This is a genomic window from Chitinophaga niabensis (assembly GCF_900129465.1).
GTDB classification, from domain to species: Bacteria; Bacteroidota; Bacteroidia; order Chitinophagales; family Chitinophagaceae; genus Chitinophaga; species Chitinophaga niabensis.
In genome coordinates this window covers 3,349,149-3,365,212 of record NZ_FSRA01000001.1, presented here as the reverse complement: position 1 = coordinate 3,365,212, position 16,064 = coordinate 3,349,149, and the positions used below count along the sequence as shown (strand labels likewise).

The 16,064-nt window shown below is 45.4% G+C and carries 13 protein-coding genes; 8 read left to right on the top strand and 5 right to left on the bottom strand.

Annotated elements, in window-relative coordinates; translation table 11 throughout:
• The first annotated feature begins 292 nt into the window (after positions 1-292).
• From BUR42_RS13260 to BUR42_RS13245, 4 genes are read left to right on the top strand one after another with little or no spacing between them, the layout of a single operon-like run.
• The gene (locus BUR42_RS13260; protein WP_234979671.1) at positions 293-3,490 is read left to right on the top strand and encodes a SusC/RagA family TonB-linked outer membrane protein; all 3,198 of its coding nucleotides are present in this window, start codon (positions 293-295) and stop codon (positions 3,488-3,490) included.
• A gap of 19 nt (positions 3,491-3,509) precedes the next feature.
• A complete protein-coding gene (locus BUR42_RS13255; RefSeq protein ID WP_074239692.1) occupies positions 3,510-5,420 on the top strand; it encodes a RagB/SusD family nutrient uptake outer membrane protein in 1,911 nt (636 codons plus the stop codon).
• 32 nt (positions 5,421-5,452) lie between these two features.
• The gene (locus BUR42_RS13250; protein ID WP_074239691.1) at positions 5,453-6,625 is read left to right on the top strand and encodes a DUF5000 domain-containing lipoprotein; all 1,173 of its coding nucleotides are present in this window, start codon (positions 5,453-5,455) and stop codon (positions 6,623-6,625) included.
• 18 nt (positions 6,626-6,643) lie between these two features.
• Positions 6,644-7,336 (top strand): DUF4998 domain-containing protein, encoded by a 693-nt coding sequence (locus tag BUR42_RS13245; RefSeq protein WP_159442264.1) that lies wholly within the window; start codon positions 6,644-6,646, stop codon positions 7,334-7,336.
• Between the two features lie 45 nt (positions 7,337-7,381).
• On the opposite strand, the gene BUR42_RS13240 is transcribed toward BUR42_RS13245, so the two are convergent.
• Positions 7,382-8,341, bottom strand: coding sequence for a GlxA family transcriptional regulator (locus BUR42_RS13240; RefSeq protein WP_074239689.1), 960 nt, complete (start codon positions 8,339-8,341; stop codon positions 7,382-7,384).
• 126 nt (positions 8,342-8,467) lie between these two features.
• Between BUR42_RS13240 and BUR42_RS13235 the strand changes: the two genes are divergently transcribed.
• Both BUR42_RS13235 and BUR42_RS13230 read left to right on the top strand, forming a co-directional pair.
• On the top strand, positions 8,468-8,839 hold the full coding sequence (locus BUR42_RS13235; RefSeq protein ID WP_074239688.1) for a VOC family protein: 372 nt from the start codon (positions 8,468-8,470) through the stop codon (positions 8,837-8,839).
• Between the two features lie 142 nt (positions 8,840-8,981).
• The gene (locus tag BUR42_RS13230; protein ID WP_143197439.1) at positions 8,982-9,548 is read left to right on the top strand and encodes an HD domain-containing protein; all 567 of its coding nucleotides are present in this window, start codon (positions 8,982-8,984) and stop codon (positions 9,546-9,548) included.
• Positions 9,549-9,749: 201 nt separating this feature from the next.
• On the opposite strand, the gene BUR42_RS13225 is transcribed toward BUR42_RS13230, so the two are convergent.
• The 3 genes from BUR42_RS13225 to BUR42_RS13215 form a co-directional block, all read right to left on the bottom strand.
• Positions 9,750-9,944 (bottom strand): hypothetical protein, encoded by a 195-nt coding sequence (locus tag BUR42_RS13225; protein WP_143197438.1) that lies wholly within the window; start codon positions 9,942-9,944, stop codon positions 9,750-9,752.
• A 112-nt stretch (positions 9,945-10,056) separates the two neighbouring features.
• Entirely contained in the window at positions 10,057-10,875 is an 819-nt protein-coding gene (locus BUR42_RS13220) for an SDR family NAD(P)-dependent oxidoreductase (protein WP_074239685.1), read from the bottom strand.
• A gap of 1 nt (position 10,876) precedes the next feature.
• Positions 10,877-11,755: a phytanoyl-CoA dioxygenase family protein gene (locus BUR42_RS13215; RefSeq protein ID WP_074239684.1), complete on the bottom strand. Its 879-nt coding sequence runs from the start codon at positions 11,753-11,755 to the stop codon at positions 10,877-10,879.
• Positions 11,756-12,113: 358 nt separating this feature from the next.
• Between BUR42_RS13215 and BUR42_RS13210 the strand changes: the two genes are divergently transcribed.
• Entirely contained in the window at positions 12,114-14,474 is a 2,361-nt protein-coding gene (locus tag BUR42_RS13210; RefSeq protein WP_074239683.1) for a T9SS type B sorting domain-containing protein, read from the top strand.
• Between the two features lie 17 nt (positions 14,475-14,491).
• Positions 14,492-15,382 (top strand): aldo/keto reductase, encoded by an 891-nt coding sequence (locus tag BUR42_RS13205; RefSeq protein WP_074239682.1) that lies wholly within the window; start codon positions 14,492-14,494, stop codon positions 15,380-15,382.
• On the opposite strand, the gene BUR42_RS13200 is transcribed toward BUR42_RS13205, so the two are convergent.
• On the bottom strand, positions 15,383-16,018 hold the full coding sequence (locus BUR42_RS13200) for a hypothetical protein (RefSeq protein ID WP_074239681.1): 636 nt from the start codon (positions 16,016-16,018) through the stop codon (positions 15,383-15,385).
• Positions 16,019-16,064 lie beyond the last annotated feature (46 nt).

Here is a 16,064-nt window from a genome sequence, read left to right as displayed (position 1 = left end):
ATAAGCAAGATGCTATCACAATCATGCTAAACCTTATACTAATTTAGCTTTCAGCAAACGATTGCATAAAAGGTCCCTAACTAAGCCAAAGACTGCCCTGATCAAATTGAATGGTATGACAACGATTGCCCGAAAAAACTAGAACCTTATCAATTAAATTCCACTTATGATACTAGTACGTTCCCAATTATCAGATCCGTAAACGACTGAACCAAAATCCTTTACTGGTCAATTTTTTGCCCATACGATTTTCTGTATGGGTACGGATTCCTCATTTTAATAGTTAAACGTTATGAAAAAACTGTTCTGGAGGCAGGCCATGCGCCGCCTTTCAGGCTTTGCGATCATCGTAATGGGAGTGGCATGCCTGGTAATGGCGGCACTTCCTGCATCGGCAGAAAGCAACCCTGATCCCATATCCTTTGTCCAACGGGATTCCACACTACATGGACGCATTACAGATTCACTCGGCACACCTTTGCCCGGTGTTACCATCAAGATCAAAGGCTCGTCCAATGGTACTGCCACTAACACAGACGGATATTATCAATTAGCAGCACCTAAGAACGCCGTATTGCAGGTTTCCTACATAGGGTTCCTGCCACAGGAAGTAAATGTAGCAGGCCGTTCCCTGGTAGATATTATCCTGCAATCCTCCGCTACACAGATCGGGGAAACCGTGGTAGTAGCATTCGGCCGCCAAAAGAAAACAGAAGTGGTAGGAGCGGTGACTTCTATCAATCCTGCTGAAATGAAAATTCCTTCCAGTAACCTCACACAAGCACTGGCAGGCCGTTTGGCAGGAGTGATCGCCTATCAGCGAAGTGGCGAACCCGGCCAGGACAATGCAGAGTTCTTTATCCGTGGCGTAACTACTTTCGGTTATAAACAAGACCCGCTCATCCTCATTGATGGCATGGAATTGACCACTACGGACCTAGCCCGTATGAATGTGGACGATATCGCCACGTTTACCATCATGAAAGATGCAACGGCTACTTCATTATACGGCGCAAGAGGCGCAAATGGTGTGATACTGGTCACCACAAAAGAAGGTAAAGAAGGTGCGGCAAGGATCAATATCAGGTTGGAGTCGTCATTATCCAAACCCACGCGCGACCTGGAAATGGCTGATAATGTAACCTATATGAAATTACATAATGAAGCTATTATCACCCGTAATCCTTTGGCTATAACACCTTACTCACAGTATAAAATAGATCAGACAGCCGCCGGTGCAAACCCCGTAGCTTTTCCTTCCAATAACTGGCAGGATGTGCTGCTGAAAAAACAAACGATCAACAAACGCGGCAACTTCAACGTAAGCGGCGGGGGGAAAGTGGCGATGTACAATATCAGCGGTTCTTACAGTCATGATAATGGATTATTCAAAGTAGATAAACGCAACAATTTCAACAGCGGCATAGACCTGAAAAGTTACGGGCTGAGGGCTAACCTGAATGTGAATATTACCCCCACTACAAAAGCCGGCTTCCGGTTCTATGGATCATTTGATGATTATAACGGGCCTATACAGGGCGGGGAATACATGTACCGGCTGGTGATGCGCTCTAATCCCGTACTGTTCCCTGCTTATTTCCCCAAGGATGCAGAACATGAGCATGTAAGGCATATTATGTTTGGTAATGCAGAGAATGGTGCTTACATCAATCCCTATGCTGAAATGGTGAAAGGGTATAAGGATTATTCCAGGGCACTGATGCTGGCACAGTTTGAAGTGAACCAGGACCTGAAAGCCATTACAGAAGGTTTGCGGTTCCGGGGTATGATGAACACCAACCGCGAAAGCTTCTTCGACATTGCACGGAATTATATTCCCTTTTACTACCAGATGGGCTTCTATGATAAAAGAACAGATACATACAGGTATGATCAGATCGAACAGGGAGAGGAATTCCTCAGCAATGGTGTTGGTAAACGGAATGTGACCACCAACTTCTACCTGGAAAGTGCGTTGGATTACCGCCGTGTATTCAACAAATACCATACGTTAAGCGGTATGCTGGTATACATGATGCGTAACAAACTGGAAGCAACTGACGGAGATATTCAATCCTCCCTGCCTTTCCGTAATTCCGGGTTATCTGGTCGTTTAACATATGGTTATGACGACAGGTATTTTGTGGAGTTCAATTTTGGTTACAATGGATCTGAGCGTTTCTATAAAACAGAACGTTTTGGTTTCTTCCCTTCTGCCGGTATGGGCTGGACGGTTTCAAACGAACCCTTCTGGAAACCATTCAAACGGGTGGTGAACAACCTGAAACTACGCGGTACCTACGGATTGGTAGGAAATGATGCCATTGGCAGAAAACAGGACCGCTTCTTCTATCTGTCTAACATCAACATGAAGAACAGCGCTAAGGGAGCATCGTTCGGATTTGAGAACGCCTTAACCCAACAGGGCGTTTCTATCTCCCGTTACGATAACCGTTTCATCACCTGGGAAACATCGGATAAAACAAACCTGGGTATTGAATTAGGCTTATTCGAAGCTATTAATATCCAGGCGGACTTCTGGCACGACTACCGGCATAACATCTTAATGGCCCGTACAACCATACCGGCTTCCATGGGCTTACAAGCCACTACATATGCTAATATGGGAAGAGCTTCTTCCCAGGGGCTGGATTTCTCCATAGATGGAAATAAACACTTTTCCCAGAACTTCTGGGTAGGGCTGCGCGGAAACTTCACCCTCAGTGCCAACAAATACAGGAAGTTTGAAGAGCCTGAATACAATGAAAAATATCTCTCCAAAATTGGCTATAGCACTAACCAGGTATGGGGATTCATTGCAGAAAGATTATTTGTGGATGAACATGATGTGGCCAACTCTCCCAGGCAAACCTTCAGCACAGATTATATGGCCGGGGATATTAAATACCGGGATGTGAACGGAGATGGAGAGATCACTGATCTGGACAAAGTGCCGATCGGTAATCCTGAAAAACCGGAGATCGTTTACGGATTTGGTGTAACGGCCGGTTACAAAGGATTCGACTTCTCTATGTTCTTCCAGGGAATGGCGCAGGAATCTTTCTGGATAAACCCCGGCGCAGTAAGTCCTTTTGGAGCATATAACTATAGCGGGGAAGCAGCACTTCCCGGAAGGCCTGTAAACCAGCTGATGAAAGCTATCGCAGATGATCACTGGTCTGAGGACAACCGGAACATATACGCATTATGGCCTCGTTTAAGTGAACAGATGAGTGCGAACAATGCACAGACCAGTACCTGGTGGATGCGTGACGGTTCTTTCCTTCGCCTGAAATCCATAGAGATCGGTTACACACTGCCTAAACCATTACAACGCCGTTACAGCATGACCAATTTCAGGATCTATATGAACGGCACTAACCTGCTCACATGGAGCAAGTTCAAACTCTGGGATGTGGAAATGGCAGGAGAAGGATTGGATTATCCTATCCAGAAAGTGTTCAACCTTGGTTTAATGGTGTCTTTCTAAACATTTAAAACTAATCACCGTGAAACGGATCAAAATATTAGCACTCGCCGCATTGCTGGGTATGGTGGCTGGTTGTAATAAGTACCTGGACATAGTGCCGGATAACATTGCTACCATCGATTATGCTTTTGCTATGCGCTCTACTGCAGAACGATATCTCTTCACCTGTTACAACTACATGCCGGCAACAGGAGATTTTAATACCAACGTAGCTTTTATGGGAGCGGATGAAATATGGTTCATGTATCCCTCCAAAGATATTGACGCTACCAACTGGAACATGGCAAGAGGCGGGCAGAACAAAGTGAATCCCATCAGTAATTACTGGAGCGGGCTGGCAACAGGAAAACCTTTGTACCAGGGTATCCGGGATTGTAATGTATTCCTGGAGAAAATAAGCCTGGTGAAAGATATTGATGATGATGAAAGAGCCCGTTGGATAGCAGAGGTGAAATTCCTGAAAGCCTATTATCATTTTTTCCTGCTGAGGATGTATGGCCCTATTCCTTTGGTAAGAAGGAACATAGACGTCATGAACGAGCTGGAGGAAATGAAAACACCCAGGGAACATTTTGATACCTGCGTAAATTATATCTCCAGGCTCCTGGACACTGCTGCAGTTGATCTGCCGATGCGGATACAGAACGAAGTGGGGGAACTGGGCAGGGTTACACGCCCCATTGCGCTGGCACTTAAAGCCAAATTGCTTGTAATGGCTGCCAGCCCTTTGTTCAATGGTAACCCGGACTATGCTGATTTTGGTAAAGGAACGAAGATCTTCCCTAACACATATGATCCTGATAAATGGGTGAAAGCAGCAGCCGCCTGTAAGCAGGCCATTGATGTTTGCCATGAAACAGGCATGCGCTTATATCGTTTCAGGCCGGTGATCAATACCCTGGTGATGAACTCCCAGATCAGAACGCAGATGGACATTCGGATGGCAGTAACGGATAAATGGAATTCAGAGATCATCTGGGCAAATACGCAAAGCAGGGTGAACCAGCTCCAGCGTTTTGCCATGCCGAAGTTATATAACTGGACCTCTGTTAGCGGTAACCCTAAAGGGATGTACGCGGCTACAGAGAAGATGGCAGAACTGTTCTATACAAAAAATGGGGTGCCCATCGACGAAGATAACCAGTTCAATTATGCGGAAAGGTACAGTGTGAGAAAAGCGGCGCCGGAAGATTCCGCGCTCATTAAAAAGGGTACGGAAAGTGCTTACCTCCATTTCGACAGAGAACAGCGTTTTTATGCCAACCTTGGTTTTGACAGGGGCGTATGGTTTGGTAATGGCAGTTCCGACGATAATAATACCAATATCAGTACCGCCATGTATATACAGGCCCGTAAAAGCCAGATGGCTGCACAGGCTGGTCATACCAACTATTCCATCACCGGCTACTGGCCCAAGAAGCTGATCCACTACCTGAGTGTGGTGGAAAAGAGCGGCAACTTTACCATGCAGCAATACCCTTATCCTGAAATGCGCCTGGCCGACCTTTACCTGTTATATGCAGAAGCAGAAAATGAAGCCAACGGCCCCACTAACCAGGCATTTGAATACATCGATTCCGTGCGTGCACGTGCTGGTTTGAAAGGGGTGAAAGAATCCTGGGATACTTATTCAAACAAAGGACCAAAGTATGCTTCCAAAGAAGGCCTGCGTAAGATCATCCAGCAGGAACGAATGATAGAGCTGGCCTTTGAAGGACATCGCTTCTGGGACCTGCGCAGGTGGAAAATAGCCCATGTTGAAATGAATAAACCCATCACCGGATGGGATATCGACCAGGAACAACCAGAGGCTTATTACCGCCTGAAAGTATTATTCATGCAAACATTCACCATGCGGGAATACCTCTGGCCTATACAGGAAAGGGAGATCCTGAACAACCGTAACCTGGTGCAAAACCCGGGTTGGTAATAGTTATTAAAACATTTCTTAAAAGCATTGAAATGAAAACATTCATCATACCATTACTGGCCTTCCTGTTGTTATTAGGCTGTACAGATGAAAAGCGCGGCCCGATAGAAGGTGGGGGTGCACCACCCAAACCTGTTTCCAATTTGAAGGTGGAAAACCTGCATGGTACAGCTAAGATCACTTATTCCATCCCCGATAACCCGGACCTGTTATATATAAAAGCAGTGTATGAACCCCGCAAAGGTTTGATCCGGGAAGCCAAATCATCTTTCTATATCAATTACATCGTGCTGGAAGGTTTCTCCGCTTCGGAAGAATACGAGGTGAAGTTATATGCAGTGAATAAAAGCGAAGTATCCTCCGAACCGGTTTCCATTAAAGTGAACCCTTTAACACCTCCGGTGGAAGAGGTGTTTAATTCCCTGGAAGTAGCGCCGGATTTTGGCGGATGTAATATCAAATTCCTGAATAATGATGAAACCAATATCGTGATCGGTGTAATTACAAGGGACTCTACAGGGGATTGGGTTTCTTCAGATAACTTCTACACAAAGCGGAAATCCGCCAGCTTTGCTGTACGTGGATATAAAGCAGAAGAAAGAACATTCGGGATCTTTATCAAGGACAAATGGAATAATTTCTCTGATACCCTTATCACTAAACTCGTACCTATCCATGAAGAACTGCTGGATAAAACAAAGTTCAGGGATGCGCGTTTCCCCAGTGAGCCCAAGAACTACAGCAGCAGCTGGACCATCCAGATGTTCTGGGACGATAACCTGACCAAAGGGTTTCACACCCTGCAAAATGTGGGACTTCCACTCAACTTTACCATGGACCTTGGCGTGAAAGCAAAAATGAGCCGCTTTAAAGTATGGCAGCGTACAGGTACTTATCTCTATGGCCACGGTAATCCCAAACGCTGGGAATTGTGGGGATCTGATGCACCGGCAACAGATGGCAGTATGACCAACTGGACGATGATCGGTTCATTTGAATCCATTAAACCTTCCGGAGAACCATACATTTCCACACAGGAAGATAAAGAGTATGCAGAAGCAGGAGAGGAGTTCATTGTGCCCCTCAATGCAGGATCTTACCGCTACTTACGTTGGAGGGTGCGCGAAGCATGGGGCGCAGCGGAAGGATCTCCCGGCGGATTTTTTCACCTGATGGAAGTAACCATTTGGGGGAATAGCAGATAATCTTTAAAATGAATGAACATGAAGAAGAATATTAAATACGGAATACTGGCATTCATCACTGCATGCTGTTTCCTGGCCTGTGCAAAACAGGATGATACCTATCGTGATTTCCTGAAAGGAGGAGAGATATTGTATATCGGCCGTGTTGATTCTGTGAAGAATTATGGTGGTAAAGGAAGGATCGGTTTCAGCTGGTTATTGACCTCTGATCCCAAGATCACCAAATGCCGCATCTTCTGGAACGGTGTGGCTGATTCTGTGGAAATACCGGTAACAAGAACACAGGGTGTAGATACCGTAAGGGTAACACTCAACAATATGACGGAAGGTGTGAAAACCTTTTCTATTTACACATACGATAATGCAGGGCATCGTTCTGTAAGAGTAGAGAAGATCGCAAATGTTTACGGAGATATCTTCCAGCTGTCCTGCCTGCCCCGCATCACAAAAGATATTGTGAAACGCAGTAATGGTTTGATGCGCTGGGATTGGATCGGAACAACGGAGAATTACATCGGGGTGAAGATGACGTATGTTGACCTGGCTGGTGCAACCAAAGAAGTATGGTGGGAACCCAATAAGCTGAATGCAGATTCGCTTGCTGGTGTGAAACCTGAATCTGAGTTTACATATGTAACCTATTTCAAACCGGAACCGGCAGCATTGGATACTTTCTATTCAGTGCCGGTAACAAAGAAATGGCCTAAATAAAAAGTAGCGGGCCACCTGGTATCCAGGTGGCCCGCTTTATAATTTTTATCCTGCATATTTCTCCCTGTACTCCTTTGGCGATAGGCCTACAATCTTCCTGAACACCTGCCGGAAAGCCTTGGCATCTTCATAGCCGGTATGCATCATCACGCCCGTAATATTCTGGGACCGCTGTTCGAGTAATTTCTTGGCTGCCTCTACTCTTATGCGTTGTAAATATTCGATCGGCGTAATACCGGTGGCCATTTTAAAACGCCGGATAAAATTCCTTCTGCTCACCGGCAGATCATGGATCACTTCTTCCACAGTCAGCCTGTCTTTAAAACGGTTTTCCATCCTGGTCTGCGCTTCCGTAACCAGTTCATCCTGGTGGCGGCGGGAAGGCGCCCAGTTAGCAAAATAGGATTGCTGGTAACGGTCCATGTCAATAGCAAATACTTTCGCTATTATGATAGCCATTTCCCGGCTGCAGTATTTTTCAATCAGGTGCAGGAGCAAATGGAAAGTAGAAGTAGCGCCACCACTGGTGTAGATTCCGCCATCATCTGTTACCACCGCTTCCGGTTGCACCTTTACCAGGGGGAATTTGATCGCCAGGTCCTGGATAGCCATCACATGCGAAGTTGCCTTTTTATTATCCAACAGGCCTGATGCTGCCAGCAGGAAAGCCCCTGTGCAGAAACTCGCAATTTCAGCCCCCAGCCGCTGTTGTTCCTGTAAGTAAGGAATAAAAGCGGCATTTCCCATGAGGTTCACATTTTCGCTCTGGAACGCAGGGATGAGTACAAGGTCTGAGATAGGCGCGTCTTTCAGCAACACCGGTTCATAAAGATCATATACCGGCGTAGATGGAAGATCATCATCAAGGCATACTAAGGTGATGTCAAAAAATGGTTCTCCGTTTGCTGCCTTATAATGTGCATTCACTGTTTGAAATACATCCAGTATGGCAGCCACGCTGAGATGTCTGTACTTTTTACTAAGTAATACGGTTAACTTTTTCATATAGTTGCTGCAGTGTGAGGTTCAATATAGCTTATTTTTTTGTCACAAATGACCAATTAGTTGACCGTTTTCCCATACTCAAGTTCCGTTGTTAATGATTAATTTGCAATATTAACAAAACCGTTTATGAATAAGCAACCCGGAATGCTCATTGGTCTCGACCTCACTGTACCTAATGCTACAGAGGTAAGTAATTTCTATCACGAAGTAATAGGCTGGGAAATTGGCACACAACAGATGGGAGATTATGAAGATTATTTTATGAAGAATCCTGAAACAGGTGATGTTATTGCTGGTGTTTGCCACAACAAAGGCAGCAATAAACACCTGCCTCCCACATGGCTGGTATATATACAGGTGGCGGATCTCGATCTTAGTCTTGCCAAATGCGAAAAGCTCGGTGGTAAGATCATGAGCGAAAAAAGAAGCTGCGGTAACGTGGGGGAATTTGTACTGATACAGGACCCGGCCGGAGCGTATATTATGTTGTGGGGATAAAAAAATAAATGCCCAAAAAAAGGGGGAAGGATACCTATGTTCCGTTCATTTACCTGTTGCAACATCTATGAAGTAAAGATATGATAACGTCATCCTGCCTGAATAATTTCATAATTTGCAGATGCGCCTAAATCCAAACTATATGTCCAATTCAGCCCAACAAACCGTAGACGAGATCTTTGAACTATACCAGCAGCACGGCCATCATGAATATGGCGAAAGCGTTACCATGATGATGCACATGATGCAGGCTGCACTCATTGCAGAACAGGAAGGTTATGATGATGAAATGGTGCTGGCTGCTTTCCTGCACGATATCGGTCATTTCTTTGAAACCGAAGAGCAGATGCATGTATACGGTACCATGAAGCACGATGATCTTGGAGGCCGCTACCTGATGGAAAGGGGTTTCCCGGAAAAGATGGCGAAACTGGTAGCCAGCCACGTAGCTGCAAAACGTTACCTCACCTATGCCGATCCTGCTTATTATGATACCTTGTCTGAGGCCAGCAAACAAACACTCGGTTTCCAGGGAGGCCCCATGTCTGCCGAAGAAGCTGCTGCCTTTAAGAGTGATCCTTTATTTGATGCCTATATCCGTATCCGCATCTGGGATGATATGGGGAAGGACGCGAACCAGCCGGTACTGGAAGAAGATATTGCCCGGCTGAGGTATAAAACGTATCAGTATTTGAGCGCAAGAGCGTAAAAAATAGCGGGTAAATAACCTTATCCTTGCTTTATCCTTGCTTTAACGTAGCTTAAACCCTTGCTACAGCGCAGGGATGAAGCAAGGATAAAGCAAGGTTTAAGCTACCATGGCGGATTTCAGGTAAAAGGATCCTCCTATTCCATTGTAAATCAAAATATTAAGGGCTGTTTCATGTTAAATTGAAACAGCCCTTTGATATTATTTTCTCTTTTCTGGTTTAATAAACTCATACCCGCAATAAGCACAATGTGTTAAGCCCCTTTGCCTGGCATCCTTAGCCCCGCAGGCCGGGCAATCTCCTCCTTCTCCATGATCATAGTCTGCAGCCTCCGGTGGTGGGTGTAACTTGAGCTTATCAATAATGTCCCGCGGCTTATTATGTTCGTCTGGCATTCCAATTAATTTTGCTGGTGATTCATACTGTTTGGGCAGATGGCAACGTCTCATCTAATGTCAGTATAAATATAACAAAATAATTTAAAATGAAAAACCCTTACATACAAATTTATGTAGCCGCCGGAACTGCCTGCAGGTCTGAAGATAACTGTGCCGGTTCATAGATCCCCGCCGCTATCTTTTCCACGAATATCTTCGGGAAAAATTTAGGCAGGAGGCCATTCAGCCTGTTGGTAAATCCGGGAATGATCTCCGCTTTTCCCGCAAATAATCCCTTCACTGCTATCTTAGCTACTTTTTCCGGCGTCATATTGAATCGCTCTGCAATACGGAGGGTTTTCAGCCCCATCCCGGCCCTGTTCACAAAATCAGTATCCGTACTGCCCGGTATCAGGCAACTGACAGATACTGGGGATTGCCGCAATTCAAAACGGAGACCCCGGGTAAAGGACAATACAAATGCCTTGGACGCTGCATAGATGTTCAGAAAGGGCACCGTTTGAAAAGCAGTGGTACTACCCACATTTAACAGGTATGACCTGGGAAAACTGCGAAGGATAGGAATGAAGGTATGCGAAATGGCTACCTGTGCCCTGATGTTCACATCAATGATATTGAGCTGGTCTCTGACAGACAGTTCTTCAAACCGCCCGTTCAAACCATATCCTGCATTGTTCACCACCACGCTCAATTCCCTGTGATGGTCCGCCGTCCATACTTTTACCTGTTCTGCCGCATCTGGTTTGGACAGATCAAGATGTAATACCTGCACCGGTACTTTGTAGGTAACGATCAGTTCTGCCGCAGTGGTATTCACACCATGAGCATCAAGGTCTACCAGCAGCAGCCCGTAATTCTTTGCAGCCAGTTCTGCTGCAATGGCTTTGCCAATTCCTTTGGCGGCGCCGGTTACTAAAGCGTAAGGCATATTATAGTGAATTTAATTCCGGAATATTTTTCTCCTTTGAACGGAAAGCAGCAATACCGCTGTTCTTCAAAGAGCCCAGCTGTGCCAGCTTATGATAGAATGGTGTTGGACTGTCCGCATGTTTAGGTTGATAAGCTCCTGTGATGATAGGAATGTACATTACACGCCGCCGGCTTTTTTCCCCATAGAACGGTGATTGCTGCACCCTGTGCCATAACCTGCCATCATGGATAGTAAGGTCTCCTGCTTCAATATCAAACCCCACTTCTTTTTTATCAGGATCGTTATCAATAAAATACTTTTTCCTGAACAGCAAACGGAACAATCCCTGGTGATGCGTACCAGGCAATACTCTCAGGCCACCATTTTCCAGGGGGCAGTCATCTAAATGCAGCCCTACATTCAGCATGGGCATAATGCGTGAACCCAGGAAGAGATCACGCGGACTGTCTGTATGCCAGCCCAGTTGCTTAAACTGGCTCTCTACCGTGTTCACGTAATGATTCACTACCAGTCCGTCTTTTTCATTTTCACCAATGCGGCCATCATAAGGAGCCAGCAATTGAGTGAGTGCCTGCAGGCGTTTGTCTTTGAGGAAATTACTAAGGGTATCGCTGTATTGCGAAGCAAAAGCAATACGCTGGATGAAAGGCGCTCCGGTTTCGTCCTGGCCAAATTTGAGAGGAATACCATTTACTTTTTTGATGTCGTATCGCAGTAATTGGTCCTGTACATTCTCTGTTTCATGAATAAAACGTTGTACAGTATTCCTGTCTACAAAATTTTTGAATTGAATAATACCGTGTTTACGGAAATATTGCAGTTGCGGGTTAGTGATCGTTCCTTCGAAACGAAACACGGGTTGTTCTGTTTTGTTCATGACAAAATTTTTGGGAAGTAATGATTGGTTATTATTGGTCCATGAGGACTCCGCTCCCGTTTTTATACCGGGAAATGGTTGGTGCAGCGGAAGATAAAATCTAAAACGGTGAGAATGTTGGTGTTAGCATTTACAACAACAGCATGCACCGGAGCGCATGACAACAGAAAAAGTGAAGAGATCACTAAATAATTGATGGTGGCTGGTTTCGAACGTTTCGGTTTGTACTTTCATGGTTGGATTTTTAATAGTCTACCAAACTTGTAGACAAATATAAATGGTAATATTCAATTCTTCAAAAAAAAGTTTTTTATTGTCTACATTTACAACATAGTCTTTTAGACTGCACGCAATTAACATGTTGAAATACAGTTCCCTTTACCTGCTGATACTCCTGGCTTTCACCTACCGGGCTTATTCTCAAACTGCTTGTTCGACAATTGGTCAGACGCCTGCTACTGCATTTCCTGTATGTGGATCACAAACGTTTATACAACAATCCGTACCTATTTGTGGGTACAGAGGTGTACCTGGCCCTACCTGTAATAATGCGGGAGACTTTCTTCACCAGGATAAGAATCCTTTCTGGTATAAGTTCACTTGTTATACAGAAGGTACACTTGGCTTTACCATCACACCCAATGATCTGAATGAAGATTATGATTGGCAGATCTGGGATATTACAGGCCGTGATCCCAACGAAGTATACAACAACACGAATCTATATCTTACCATGAACTGGTCTGGAGAAAAAGGGCTTACCGGAGCATCTTCTGCAGGAAGATCATTGGATGTATGCGGAGGTCTTGGCCAGGAGTTGTTCAGTTCCATGGCCACCTTAAAAAAAGGGCATGAATATCTTTTGCTGATCAGTCATTTTTCGAATTCACAGAGCGGATATAAACTGAGCTTTGGCGGAGGTACTGCGGATATTACAGATCCTGTATTGCCTGCATTGGTTTCTTCCACCTATGACTGTGCGAATTTTTCAGTTGGCATAAAGTTATCCCGGAAAGTATTGTGCAGCACCCTGGATGCTGATGGAGGAGATTTTACGTTTGGCCCCGGAGGCCCCATCATTAAGTCTGCAAAAGGAGTGACCTGTACAAATGGATTTGATCTGGACTCTGTAATCCTTTACCTGGATAAACCATTAACGCCAGGTGTTTATACCATCATGGCGCAGGAAGGGAAAGATGCTAATACCTTATTGAATGCATGCAGCAAACAATTACCGGCAGGTGAAACAACCCGCTTTACGGTAGCCGCCATATTACCGGTAGGCATGGCAAAGATGAAAATATTACCCTGTGCGCCGGACCAGCTGGAACTGGAGTTCCCGGATGATATCAGGTGCAGTGCTATAGCAGCTGATGGCAGTGATTTTGTATTGAGTGGCCCTTCCCTTGTGCATATCAAGTCTGCCGGTACTACCTGCAATGCAAATGGTCTTACCCGCTCAGTAATATTAAAGCTGGACCAACGCATATTGGTGGCAGGTGATTATACAGTAACACTGGTAACAGGTACAGATGGTAATACCATCACCAGTAATTGCCATGTGGAAACGCTGGCGGGAAAAAAAGCGTTGTTCAGCATGGCACCACAACCTCCGGTATTACTGAGAAGTATAGCGTTGCCGGGTTGCGCACCTGAATCTGTGAAGTTAGGTTTGAGCATACCGGTAAGATGTAGTTCTATTGCAGCAGATGGCAGTGATTTTATCATTACGGGCCCAGGGCCTGTTACAATTACCAGCGCTACAGGAATTTGTAATGCCAATGGATTTACAGATACCGTGGTCCTGAAATTTTCAGCGCCCATTTTCACAATGGGAAACTTCCAGGTACAAACGGCCAGCGGCACGGATGGTAATACATTACAGGGAGCATGCTGGCAAATGGCAGCAGTGGGGCAGGCAGCCAATTTTAATACAGCCGATACCGTTAATGCTAATTTTACTTTTTCCCTGCAGTTCAATTGTAAACAAACCACTGCGGGTTTCGTACATGATGGAAGCAATCATGTTAACAGCTGGAGATGGACCATGCCAGATGGGGAGGTCCGTCTTGAACAACGGCCTGTGAAAGTGTTTAATAGTTTTGGCAACATGCCGGTACAGCTGGAAGTATCCAATGGGGTATGCCGTGCAAAAGTGGCAACCTCCATCCTGATCACCAGTGAGCTGGAAGCCATCTTCTCTGTAAGTCCCGGCCCATATTGCCCCATGGAAATAGTAAAACCTGAGAATGAAAGTACCGGTAATATAGTAACCTGGGAATGGGATTATGGCAATGGTACAACCAGTATGGGAGAACGGCCGCTCTCCATGCGTTACTTCCCGCAATCAAAAGAACAGGATTACCGCATCCGCCTGATCGTTCGCAATAATGTGAATTGCAGGGATACAATGGACCGGTATATTAAAGCAGCACGCAGTTGTTACATTGATGTACCTTCTGCTTTTTCTCCTAACCACGATGGGCAGAATGACTATTTCTATCCCCTGAATGCATACAAGGCACAGGAACTAAAGTTCCTGGTGTACAACCGTTTGGGGCAATTGATGTTCGAGTGCCGGGACTGGCGGAAACGATGGGATGGTTGCCTGAATGGTATACCGGTAGAAATGGGTACCTATGCCTGGGTACTGGAATACACCGATGGAGAAAGCGGGAAGAAAGTTTTTAGAAAAGGTACTGTTGTGCTCGTCAGATAAATACCTAACTTGGTTGTATGAATTACCATACATTAGGCAGGTCTTCTTTAAAGATCAGTGAAGTATCCTTCGGCTGCATGTCTCTGCTGCAGCATAATGAAGGTAATGAGGAATTGATCCGCCGGGCAATAGACCTGGGTATTAACTATTTTGATACGGCAGACCTGTATGATAAGGGGGCTAATGAAAGCCTGCTGGGGAGAGCTTTACAAGGCAAAAGGGAGAAGGTGATCATTGCCAGCAAAGTAGGCAATCAGTGGCGGGAAGATGGTAGTGGCTGGGATTGGAATCCCCGGAAGGAATACATCCTGTCTGCAGTAGAAGGCAGCCTGCAACGCCTCAAAACAGATTATATTGATCTGTATCAGCTGCATGGCGGAACCATAGAAGACCCCATCGATGAAACCATAGAAGCATTTGAACGATTGAAAGAGCAGGGAAAGATCCGTTACTACGGCATCTCTTCCATCCGCCCCAACGTGATCAGGGAATATATCATACGCTCCAATATAGTAAGTGTAATGATGCAATACAGCCTGCTGGATCGCAGGCCAGAGATCAGCTGCCTGCCTTTGCTGGAAAAACACAACATTGGCGTACTGGCCAGGGGAAGTGTGGCAAAGGGGCTCCTGGTCAACAAACCTGCCACGCCATACCTCAGTTATACCACGGAAGAAGTACAACGTGCAAAGGAGGCAATAGCTGCTGTTTCAGGTACCAAACGCCTGCCCTCCCAATCGGCTGTAAGATATGTGCTGATGCATTCCGCAGTAACTTCTGCCGTAGTAGGCATCCGTACGCAGGAACAACTGGAAGAAGCTGTGGCGAATGTGCCCAGGTTAATGGAATCAGAATATGAGCAACTCACAGCTGCCGTGCCTGTAAGGGACTATACAGAACATCTGTGATCAGTTCTTTAGAAGCCCCTGTTTCTCCAGCTCCTTTACCATCGCAGCGGTGTAACTTTTAGAGAAATCATCAACACTGTTGGGGTTCATCGTGGAGGACTGGATGGAAAATAAGAGCGATTCCGTTTGGGCATCATATACATTGCTTTCTATTACATAGGTTTTATCCGTGGTATAATAGCCCGGATCGTACATCATGGGAGACCAATATGAGTAATATCCCCAGAAGCTGCCATACCAGCCATAACGGGGATAAGGAGCATATCTGCCGGAACCGGGTACATACCTTGTTTCACTTTCCTTGTCCAGTAAGGTAACGGTAAAGATAGCATCACATCCCTGTTGCTGTATCTTATTCAGCATGGCACTTTTGTCTGATGGATTTTCTTTGGTGAAATTGGGCGGAAATACATCAATACTTTTTACAGCCTTGTATCCTCTTGCAACAGCTGCATTCGCAAGGTTGTTTTCAATGGCGCTTTTTGCATTCACATTATTCACCAATGCTGCAATAAAAATGCTTTTGTAAGTTTTGGTGGGTGTTGCATCCGTTTTCCAGAAATTGGTAACGTAAGTAGGGGTGCTGCAGGAAAAGAGAGCAGCTGTCAATAACAATAAGCAGGTGGCCTTCTTCATAGCATAACAGTTTAATAAAGAACGTTTTGCCTTGTTATTTGTTCAT